At 76.5% G+C, this 11161-nt stretch carries 4 protein-coding genes; all 4 read right to left on the bottom strand.

Annotated elements, in window-relative coordinates; genetic code table 11:
- Positions 1-882: acyl-CoA dehydrogenase family protein (locus tag ACFV5N_RS17690; protein ID WP_385600363.1), on the bottom strand; the 882-nt coding region annotated here is incomplete at its 3' end.
- On the bottom strand, positions 879-1145 hold the full coding sequence (locus ACFV5N_RS17685; protein WP_375063376.1) for an acyl carrier protein: 267 nt from the start codon (positions 1143-1145) through the stop codon (positions 879-881). The genes ACFV5N_RS17685 and ACFV5N_RS17690, both read right to left, overlap by 4 nt.
- A 47-nt stretch (positions 1146-1192) precedes the next feature.
- Positions 1193-2044, bottom strand: coding sequence for a 3-hydroxyacyl-CoA dehydrogenase family protein (locus tag ACFV5N_RS17680; protein WP_385600360.1), 852 nt, complete (start codon positions 2042-2044; stop codon positions 1193-1195).
- Complete coding sequence (locus ACFV5N_RS17675; RefSeq protein WP_385600358.1) at positions 2041-11136, bottom strand: SDR family NAD(P)-dependent oxidoreductase; 9096 nt, start codon at positions 11134-11136, stop codon at positions 2041-2043. The genes ACFV5N_RS17680 and ACFV5N_RS17675 overlap by 4 nt, the downstream gene beginning before the upstream one ends.
- Between the last annotated feature and the right edge of the window lie 25 nt (positions 11137-11161).

The following is an 11161-nucleotide window of genomic DNA, read 5'->3' as shown; positions in this document are numbered from 1 at the left end:
ATCCCCGGCGTCCTTGAGCGCCCCCGCGTCCCGGCACAGCGCGCGGGCCGCCCGCAGATCCACCGCCATGCGGGTGATCAGCCGCTGGATCAGCTGGTGTTCGCCCAGCAGCGCCCCGCCCTGGCGGCGCCCGGCCGCGTGCCGGACGCTGCCCTCCAGGGCCGCCGCGATGATGCCGGTGGACCCACTGGCCACCGAGTGCCGGCCGATGTCCAGCACCCCGGTGGCGATCGCGGTCCCCATGCCCTCCGCACCGAGCAGCGCCGCCCCCGGCAGCCGGGCGCCCTCGAACCGGACCTCGGCGGTCAGCGCGGCCCGGGTGCCCAGCAGCCCGCGCACCGGGGTACGGGAGACGCCCGGCGCGCCGGCCTCCACCAGGAACGCGCTGACCCCGCGCCCGGTGCGGGCGAACACCAGGAACACCTCCGCGCGTTCACCGCCGGTCACCCACTTCTTGTGCCCGTCCAGCAGCCAGCCGCCGCCCGGCGCGGGCCGGGCGGACGCCTCCACGGCGGTGAAGTCCGAGCCGGCCGCGGCCTCCGTCAGACAGAACGCGCCCAGCGCCGCCCCCGCCGTCAGCGGCTCCAGCCACCGCGCGCGCAGCGCGTCCGAACCCCAGCGGTCCACCGCGTACAGGGCCATGCTGTGCACCGTCAGCAGGCTGCGCAGCGACGAGCAGCCGCGCCCGATCTCCTCGTGCAGCGCCGCGAACTCCACCATGGAGCCGGTGCGCACCGCACCCCACCAGCCGTGCTCCGCGACCGCGCCGAGCAGCCACTCGGGAAGGGCCTCGTCCCGGTCGAACGCGTCGGCGTGCGGGACCAGTTCGGTGTCGACAAAGGCACGGGCACCGGCCGTGCCGGGCGGCGCGGCCGTGCTCACGCCTCACCGACCGAGGCGGCGTCCGGCGTGCGCAGCCGCCCGACCAGGGCGGACATGGCCGACACGGTACGGAAGTTGTCCAGGGACATCTCCTCGTTGGGGATCCGCAGCCCGAACTCCTTCTCCAGGAACATCACCAGCTCCATGGCGAAGAGGGAGTTGACGAAGCCCAGGGTGAAGATGTCCACGTCGTCGTCGAGTTCGACACCGGGGAAGCGGCTGAGCACGAAGTCCCGGATGGTGCGGCCGGTCTGTTCCGACATTCCGTCTCCTAGAGCAGATAGCGATGAGCGAGGTGGCAGGGAGGACGTCAGGCGGCGTCGGCGTAACGGAAGAAGCCCTCGCCCGACTTGCGGCCGTGCAGGCCGGCGTCGACCATCCGCTGGAGCAGCGGGCACGGCCGGTACTTGCTGTCCTGGAAGTTCTCGTACAGCACGTCGATGCTGTAGAGGATGGTGTCCAGGCCGATCAGGTCGGCGGTGGCCAGCGGGCCCATGGTGTGGCCGAAGCACTCGGTGAAGATCCGGTCGACCTGCTCGGCCGTCGCCACCCCGTCGGCCACCAGGAACACGGCCTCGTTGATGGTGAGCATCAGCACCCGGTTGGACACGAAGCCGGGGGAGTCGTTGACCAGGACCCCGCTCTTGCCGACGCTGCCCAGCAGGGCCTGGGCGGTGTCGATGGTCTGCTGCGAGGTGTGCCAGCCCTTGATGACCTCCACGGTGCTCTTCATCGGCACCGGGTTCATGAAGTGCATGCCGAGCACCCGGTCGGGACGGCCGGTCCTGGCGGCCACCTTGGTGATGGGGATCGCCGAGGTGTTCACCGCGAACACCGTCTCCGGCCGGCACACCGCGTCCAGCTGCGGGTACAGCTCCCGCTTGAGCCCCCAGTTCTCGGTGATGTTCTCCACCAGGAACTCCACCTCGCCCAGCTCCGCCAGATCGGTGGAGTACGTCACCCGCCGGGTCATGTCCGCCCGCCGCGGCCCGGTGGCGCCCAGCAGCGCGCCGAACCGCTCGTACCGCTCGATCTCCGCCCGCGCCCGGTCCAGCGCCTCCTTGCTGCGGTCGGTGAGCACCACCTCGTGGCCGTGCTCGGTCAGGTTCTGGGTGAGCCCGGTGCCCATGACCCCGGCACCCACCACTCCGACACGTGTCATACCGATGCCCCTCTCAGCGTTGCGGGTTTGGTCGCGGCCGGCGCCTGCGCGGCGCTGTCGGCCGATCGGGCCAGGCGCACCACCTCGCGGACGGTCGGCGCCTCGTACAGCACATGCGGCGGCAGCCACGGGCACTCCAGCGCGGCCCGCATGCGGTGCACCAGGTCCACGCCCAGCAGCGAGTTGCCGCCCAGCTCGAAGAAGTCGTCGTCGGCGCCGACCCCCTCGACCCCCAGCACCCGGCCCCACAGCTCGGCCACCGTGCTCTCCTCGCCCTCGGCCGGCTCGGCGTACGGCACCGCCAGGGCGGGACGCGGGTGCCGGGCGCCCGGGGTGTCCCCGGCGCGGCCGGCCAGCTGGGCCAGGTCGAGTCCCGCGGTGATCGAGGCCAGCTCGCCGATGTCCTGCGAGCAGACCACGACCTGCTGGTCCTCGCCGTCCAGCACCTTCAGCAGGGCCTGCCAGCCCTCGTCGAAGGTGATGCCGATCCGCTCCCGGTTGGCCCGCAGGAACGCGGTGGTCGACGCGTCGAAACCGGCCAGCGCCATGTCCCAGGCGTTCCAGCGCCACTCGCCCCAGTCGATCGTCACCACCCGGGGGCCGCCGCTCGCGTTGGCGGCGGCACCGGCGTGCGCGCCGAGCGCCGCGTTGGCCGCGCAGTAGTCCGCCTGGCCGGGGCCGCCGCCGGTGACAGCCGCGGTCGAGGAGAACAGCACCAGGAAGTCCACCTGTTCGCGGGCCAGCCGCTCGCGCAGCACCTGCGCGCCGGCCAGCTTGGGACGCAGCACCGCCGTGGCCTCCTCGGCGGTCTTGAACTGCATGACGCCGAGGCCCGGTACGCCGGCGGCGTGCAGGACGCCGTCCAGCCGGCCGAAGCGCTCCAGCGCCGCGTCCACCGCCCGGTCCACCGCGCCGGGGTCGGCGGCGTCCATCGCCACCACCAGCACCTGGGCGCCGGCCCGCTCCAGATCGCGCACCAGCTCGATCCGGCGCACGGTCTCCGCGTCGGTGCCGGGGTCGGCGGTCAGCCGGTCCCAGTCGGCGCGGTCCGGCAGGGCGGAGCGGCCGGCCAGCACCAGGCGGGCCCGTACCGAGGACGCCAGCCGCGCCGCCATCGCCCCGCCGATGCCGCCGAGGCCACCGGTGATCAGATAGACGCCCTCCTCCCGCAGCACCGCGCCCGGCTCGGGCGCCGGACGGGACGGCAGCGGGCTGTGCGTGGTGGTCCAGCGGCGCCTGCCGCGCAGCGCCAGCTGCCGCTCGCCGGGCAGCGGGGGCTCCCCGGTCAGCTCGGGCAGCAGCCGGCCGGCCAGCGTGGCGGCCGCCTTCCTGCCGCGCGGCGCGGTGACGTCGATGTGCCGCACATCCAGCCCCGGGTACTCCAGCGGGGCCACCTTGCACGGGCCGGTCGCGGTCGCCTTGGCCGGATCGACCGGCTCGCCGCCGGTGACGTCGAACGCCCCCGCCGTGACGACCGCGAGGCCCCGCGGCGCCGCGGCGCCCGCCCCGCCGGCCGCCTGGAGCAGCGCGAGCAGCGAGTGGAACGCCGACCGGGCGCGGTCGGTGCCGCCGAGCGCGCCGGGCACCGGGTCCACCCCCCACAGGTGCGCCACCCGCAGCGGACCGGCGTCCTCGGCGTGCAGGGCCGCCAGCAGTTCGCTCCACTGCCCGGCGTCGGCCGGGTCCAGGGTGAACGCGCCGGGCCCGGTCCGGGTGAGCGGGCTGCCCGGGGCCCCCGGGGTGGCCAGCACGGTGGTGGCGCCCGCCGTCCGCAGCCGGGAGGCGAGGGCCGGGGCGAGCCCGGCCGCGTCCGCCAGCAGCAGCCAGCGTCCGGTGGCCCCGGCCGCCGCGCGCGGCGGCAGCTGCCGCCAGCCCGGCACCGCGAGCCACCGGTCGGCGGGGAGCTTGGGGAGCGCCGCCAGCCGGCTGCCCGGGCTGCCGCCGGAGGCCGCGGGCGTACGGGTGCCGCCCAGCGGCCGGTCGGGTGTGTCGATCCAGTAGCGGGAGCGCTGGAACGGGTAGGTGGGCAGCGGCACCCGGTTGCGTATCTCGCCGTCGTGGTACGCGTCCCAGTCCACCACCGCGCCCAGCACCCAGGCCCGGGCGAGCGCGCCGTGAGCGGCGGTGACCGCCTCGTGCCGGCGGGCCCGGCCGGGGAGCACCCGGACCACGGTGCCGGACACGTCCTCCGCCTCCGCCGCCGGGCCGGGGCCCAGTACCAGCAGCAACCGGTCCGGGTCGGCGGGCGGTTCACCGGCCGCGGTGTCCTCGGCCAGCAGCAGCCGCGCCCAGTGCGCGGGATCGGTGGCGGTCGTGGCGTCCGGCGCCGCCCCGGGCAGCCGGGGCGCGGAAAGGGCGACCTTGGCGCGGATCCAGGACGTCAGCGCCTCGGCCCGGTCCCCGGATCCGCCGCTCTCCCCGGCGGCGGTCCTGGCGTGCTCGGCCAGGACGGCGAGCGCGTCCTGAAGGGACATCACCCCCGCCACCACGGCGGCCGTCAGCCCGCCGACGCCCTGGCCGCGCACCGTGTCGGGGCGCAGCCCCCACCCGGCGAACAGGGCGGCCAGCGCGTACTGGGCGGTGAACACCGCCGCCGCCTCCACCCCCGGGTCGGCCGGCTCGTCGGCCGCGCCGGTGATCAGCTCCAGCACATCGGTGCCCAGCAGCGGCCGCAGCACCTCCCGGCAGCCGTCCACGGCGGTGCGGTACGCCTCCTCGGTGCGGTACAGACCGGCCGCCGCGCCCGGGTACCAGGCGGCGGCACCGGGGAAGTGGTAGCCGACCGGGCGTTCCCGCAGCCGCTCGCGCCGTTCGTAGCCCTCGCCCGCGCCGCTCTCCAGCGCCCGCAGCGCGTCCTCGGTGCCGCGCACCACCAGGGCGCGCCGCTCGTCGAACCGCTGCCGGCCCACCTGGAGGGTGAACGCGACGTCCGCCAGCGACAGCCGCGGGGTGCGGCGCAGATGGCGGGCCAGGTCGCGCCCGGCCGCGTCCAGGGCCTCGCGGCTGCGGGCCGACAGGGTGAGGATCTGGACGTCGCGGCCCGGGGATCCGGCCCGCCGCGGCGGCGCCTCCTGGAGCACCACGTGCACATTGGTGCCGCCCATGCCCAGCGAGTTGATGCCCGCGATCCGGGGCCGGCCGGCGGGCGACTCCCACGGGGTCAGTTCGGTGTTGACGCGGAACGGGCCGTTCTCGAAGTCGATCTCGGGGTTGGGGGTGGTGTAGTGCAGGCTCGGCGGCAGCTGCCGGTGCTGGAGGGCGAGCACGGTCTTGATCAGCCCGGTGGCGCCCGCCGCCCGGTCCAGATGCCCGAGGTTGGTCTTCACCGACCCGACCCGGCAGTTGCCCGCCGGAGCCCCGGCGAACGCCCGGCCGAGCGCCGACATCTCGATGGGGTCGCCCAGTTCGGTGGCGGTGCCGTGCGCCTCGACGTAGCTCACCTCCGCCGGGTGCACCCCGGCGTCGGCGAGCGCCCGGCTGATGACCTCGGCCTGGCCGCGCACGCTGGGCGCGGTGAACCCGACCTTCAGCGAACCGTCGTTGTTGACCGCCGAGCCCCGGATGACGGCCGCCACCGGGTCGCCGTCGGCCAGCGCCCGCGACAGCCGCTTCAGCAGCACCACGGCCGCGCCGTCGCCGAAGATCGAGCCCCGGGCGGCGGCGTCGAAGGTCCGTACGTGCCCGTCGGGGGACTCCATGCCGCCCTCCTGGAACACATGGCCCACCCGGTCCGGCACCCGGACCGACACCCCGCCGGCCAGCGCCATGTCGCACTCGCCGGCCAGCAGGGCGCGGGCCGCGAGGTGGGTGGCCACCAGGGAGGTGGAGCAGAAGGTCTGCACGCCCAGCGAGGGGCCGGACAGATTGAAGCGGTAGGAGACGTTGGTGGTCAGCGCGTCCTTGTCGTTGCTGATGACCACCTGGTACTCGTTGACGGACGCGGCCGTCTCCGGGTCCTCGTAGAGCTTGCGGATGTAGGTGGAGATGTTGGCGCCGCCGTACACGGCCACCGAGCGCGGCCGGTCGCCGTCGCCGTACCCGGCGCTCTCCAGCGCCTCCCAGCAGCACTCCAGGAAGAGCCGCTGCTGCGGGTCGAGGAGCCGGGCCTCGCGCGGGTTGTAGCCGAAGAACTCGGCGTCGAACATGGCCACGTCGTCCAGCACCGGGCGGGCCCGGACGTAGTCGGGGCGGGCCACCTGTTCGGCGGGCACCCCGGCGGCGACCAGTTCCTCCTCGGTGAAGAAGGAGATGGTCTCCTCGCCGTCCCGCAGCACCTGCCAGAACCGCTCCAGGTCCGCGGCGCCGGGGAAGCGGCCGGCCATCCCGATGATGGCGATCGCGTCGTCGTCGGCCGGTTCGGCGGCGGCGGGCGCGGCGGGCGTGACCTGCGGAGCGGGGGCGGGTACGAGGGCCGCTGTCGCGGGTGCGGCGGGCACGGCCGGTGCGGCGGGGGCGACCGGTGCGGGCGGCGGCGCGGCGGCCGGGGTGGCGGCCGCTGTGGCGCCCGCCCCCCGCTCCCGCAGATAGGCCGCCATGGCGCCGATGGTCGGCGCCTCGAACAGCGCCACCGCGGGCAGCGTCAGCCCGAACTCCTTGCCGATGGAGTTCATCAGCTGCATCCCGATCAGCGAATTGCCGCCCAGGTCGAAGAAGTTGTCGTGGGTGCCGACCTCGGCGCTGCCCAGCGCGACGCGCCACTGCGCGGCCAGCCGCCGTTCGATGTCCGCACCGCCCGCCGTCGCCTCCGCGCCCGGCCGGGCGAACGGGTCCGCGCCGGCCGGCACCGGCGCGGCGGCCGGGGCGGCGGTCTGCTGGGCGCCGCCGGTCCAGGCCGCCAGCCGGGCGGCGAGATCGCCCTGGGCGACCACCAGCTGTCCGGCGGTGCCCAGCACCCGGTCCAGGACGGCGAGCCCCTGCTCCGGCGTGAACGCGTACCGGTTCAGGGAGTCGCCGATCCCGCCCTTGCCCGGCCCGTCCACGGTGGAGCGCCAGGTGTCCCAGGCGATGCTCTGCCACCCCGGCCGGCCCCGCGCGCCCATCTCCTGCGCGAACCGGTCGAGGAACGCGTTGGCCGCCGCGTACGCGCTGAACCCGAGGCCGCCGAGCACCGCCGACATCGACGACATCAGCAGGACGAAGTCCGGCCGCTCGCCCTCCAGCGCCTCGGCCAGCGCGGTGGTGCCGCGGACCTTCGCGTCGAAGTGCGCCGTCACCTGGGCGTCCGTCAGCCCGGCGATGGGCGCGAACACCTCCGCGTCGGTCAGCCCCGCCGCGTGCACCACGCCCGTCAGCGGGCCGAACGCGGCCCGTCCCTCGGCGATCGCCGCGCGCAGCGCCACCGGATCGGCCGCGTCGGCGGCCCGCACCAGCACCCGTGCGCCGCGCCGCTCCAGGTCCAGCACCCCGCGCACCCGCCGGACCAGGGCCGTCTGCGGCCCGGTCAGCAGCGCCTCCCACTCGGCGCGCGGCGGCAGGCCCGAGCGGCCGGTGAGCACCAGGCCGATGCCCGGCGCCCGGTCCGCCAGATGCCCGGCGATGACCAGGCCGAGCGAGCCGAGCCCCCCGGTGATCAGGACGGCGCCGTCCGCGCGCGGTGCCACCGGCGGGCGGGCCGGGGGCGGGGCCGGCCGGTGCCGCAGCACGGAGCGCGCTCCGTCCCGCACGGCCACCATGGTCTCGGCGCCGGTCCGGGCGAGTTCGGCGGCGACCTCGGCCGCCTGCCGCCCGGCCGCGCCGGGGTCCCCGGCCGGGGCCAGGTCGAGCAGCCGGCAGGACCAGCCCGGGTACTCCTGCGGGAGGGTCAGTGCCGGGCCGGTCAGGGTCGCCTTGCCGGAGTCGGCCGGCTCGCCCGGCCGCACGGCCTGCGCCCCGTCGGTGACGACCAGCCACCGCACGGGCTCGCGCACCCGGTCCGCCAGGGCGGCGGCGGCCCGCACCACCGCGGTGAAGCCGAGGTCCTGGGCCCGCTCGGGGGCGGGCCGGGTGTCCCCGGTGAGCGACCACAGCTGCACCACGGTGCGCGGCAGCCGCTCCGGCGGCAGGTCGGCGAGCAGCCGGGCGTGGTCCCCGGCGTCCCCGGGCCGCACCGTGTACCGGCCGTCGCCGGTGCGCGCGAACGCCGCGCCTTCGGTGACCAGGACGCTCGGGCCGCTCTCCCGCAGCAGCTCCGCCAGCCGTTCGCCGACGCCGAGCCGGTCGGCGTAGATCAGGAACGGGCCGGCGGGCGCCGCGGCGGCCCCGGCGTCCGGCTCCCACACCGGGGCCCACACCCCGGGCTCCGGGGGAGCGGAGCCGGCGGCGGGCGCCGCCTCCCGCGCGGTGGACGTGGTGGACGCGGTGGGCTCGGGCCACAGCCGCTGATGCGCGAACGGATAGCCGTCCAGGGTCACCACCCGGCCGCTGTCCCCGCCCGGCGCGAACTCCACCGGCACCCCGCGCTCCCACAGCCGCGCCAGCGTCGCGGCCACCAGGGCGCCGGGAGTACGCCGGTCGGCGGCGCCGGGCAGCGTCGGCAGCGCGGTCAGCTCGCCCGCCGCCCCCTCGGCGGTCGCGATCTGGGTGGCGAAGCTGGCCAACTGCCCCGGGCCCGCCTCCAGCAGCACCCGCGGCCGGCCGTCCGCCAGCCGCCGCACACCCTCCGCGAACCGGACCGTGCCGCACAGATGCCGCGCCCAGTACCCCGGGTCGCGGGCCTCCTCCTCGGTGATCCAGTCGCCCGTCACATTGGAGACATAGGGCACCCGGGGCGCGTTGCGCGGCACCGAGGCGACCAGCGCCTCCAGTTCGGCGGCCCGGTCGGCCAGCAGCGGATGGTGCATCGCCCGGTCGGTCCCGATGCGCAGGAACGCCACCCGCTCGGCGCGCAGCCGCTCCTCGAAGGCCGTCACCGCGTCCACCGGTCCGCTCACCACAGCGGTCAGCGGGCCGTTGGTGGCCGCGAGCACCACACCGGGGGTCAGCAGCGGCGTCAGCCGCTCGGGCGCCAGCGCCACCGTCGTCATCGCGCCCGGCCCGGCAGCGGCCACCAGCCGCGCCCGCCGGATCACCAGCAGCAGCGCGTCCGGCAGCGAGAACACCCCGGCCAGGCATGCCGCGACGTACTCGCCCAGGCTGTAGCCCAGCAGCGCGGCCGGGGTCACCCCGTGCGCACGCCACAGCGCGGCGCAGGCGTAGTCCACCGCGAACACCGCCGCGTGCCCGACATCGAGCCGGGTGTGCAGCGGTGAGTCCGCGTCCGCCCCGGCGCGCGCCGCGGCCGGGCCGAACGCCCCGGTCGGCGCCTCCTGCGCCGCGCCCGCCGGGTACAGCACCTCCCGCAGATCCAGGCCGAGTTCCGCCTCGGCCGCCTCGGCACACGCGTCGAGGGCCGCGCGGAACTCCGGCCGGCTCTCGTACAGTTCCCGGCCGGTGCCCACCCGCAGTTCGCCGGTGCCCGGCAGCAGCAGCGTCACCGGCGCGCCGGGGCCGCCCGGCGGTACGGAGCGCACGGTGCCGCCGTCGGCCAGCCGCCGCAGGGCGGTGGCCAGTTCGGCGGCGTCCGCGCCGCTCACCGCGGCCCGCTGCTCCAGCACACTGCGGCCGGTGCGCAGCGTGTACGCCACGTCGTCCGTCCGGGGCGCGTCCTCGGCGCCCAGCCGCTCGGCCAGCTCCCCGGCCATGGTCCGCACCGCCTCCGGGGTGCGGCCCGACAGCGGCAGCACCCGGCTGCCGGCCGGCACCGGCGCGCGCTCGGGGCGCGGCGCCTGGGCGAGCACCACATGGCTGTTGGTGCCGGACCAGCCGAAGGAACTCACGCCCGCGACGCGCGGCCCCGTGCGGCGCGGCCAGTCGGTGAGCCGGTCCGGCAGCAGGGTGGGGCAGCCGTCCCAGTCGATCGCCGGGCTGGGCTCGCTGTGGTGCAGGTTGCGGGGTATCCGCCCGTGCTCCAGGGCCAGCACCGTCTTGATCAGCCCGGCCATCCCGGCCGCGCCCGTCAGATGGCCGACGTTCGTCTTCACCGCGCCGACCACCAGCGGCCGGTCCTCGTCGCGGCCGGGGCCGAACACCTCGTGCAGCCCGGTCATCTCGATGGAGTCGCCCAGCAGGGTGCCCGACCCGTGCGCCTCGACGAAGTCCACGTCGTCCGGGGTCAGTCCGGCGTCCGCGAGCGCCGCCCGGATCACCGCCCGCTGGGCCGTGCCGTTCGGCGCGGTCAGGCCGTTGCTGGTGCCGTCCTGGTTGACGGCCGAGCCCCGGATCACCGCCAGCACCCGGTGGCCGCGCGCCGTCGCGTCGCTCAGCCGCTCCAGGACGACCACGCCGCAGCCCTCGCCCATCAGGAACCCGTCGGCGGCGGCGTCGAACGTCTTGCAGCGGCCGTCCCGGGCGAGCATCCGCATCTTGGAGCCCTGCCGGTAGGTGTCCGGGTGCAGGATCGCGCTGACCCCGCCGACCAGCGCCAGCTCGCTCTCGCCCGACCGCACGCTGCGCGCCGCCAGATGCAGCGCCACCAGCGAGGAGGAGCAGGCGGTGTCCAGCAGCAGCGCGGGCCCGCGCAGGTCCAGCAGGTACGACAGCCGGCCCGCCACCACGCTGGAGGCGGTGCCCAGGCCCAGATACGGGTCGTCCAGCACCTCGGGGCCGCCGCGCTCGCGCTGGAGCGAGGCGTACTGGCTGCCCGGCATCATCCCGACGAACACGCCGGTGGCGCTGCCCCGCAGCCGGTCCGGGGCGCAGCCCGCGTCCTGGAGCGCCTGCCAGGCCACCTCCAGCAGCATCCGCTGCTGCGGGTCCATGCGCAGCGCCTCGCGCGGCGAGATGCCGAAGAACGCCGGGTCGAAGCCCGCCAGATCGTCGACGAAGGCGCCCCGGGTGGTGTACGCGGTGCCCGGCGCGTCCGGGTCCTCCGCGTACCGGGCACGCGCGTCCCAGCGGTCCGCCGGGACATCGGCGGACGCGTCGTACCCCTGGGACAGCAACTCCCAGAACCGCTCGGGGCTGTTGGCGCCGCCCGGGAACCGGCAGGCCATGCCGACGACGCACACCGGATCGTCGTCGTCCGCCGCCTCCGCGCGGGGCGCGGCAGCGGCGGCCGGGGCCGGGGGGGCCGGCACCAGATGCTCGACCAGCGCGTCGATG

The organism is Streptomyces sp. NPDC059853 (genome assembly GCF_042731495.1).
In the GTDB taxonomy this organism is placed as follows: Bacteria; Actinomycetota; Actinomycetes; order Streptomycetales; family Streptomycetaceae; genus Streptomyces.
The sequence above is the reverse complement of the archived record's forward strand: the minus strand, read 5'-3'. Positions and strand labels throughout refer to the sequence as shown.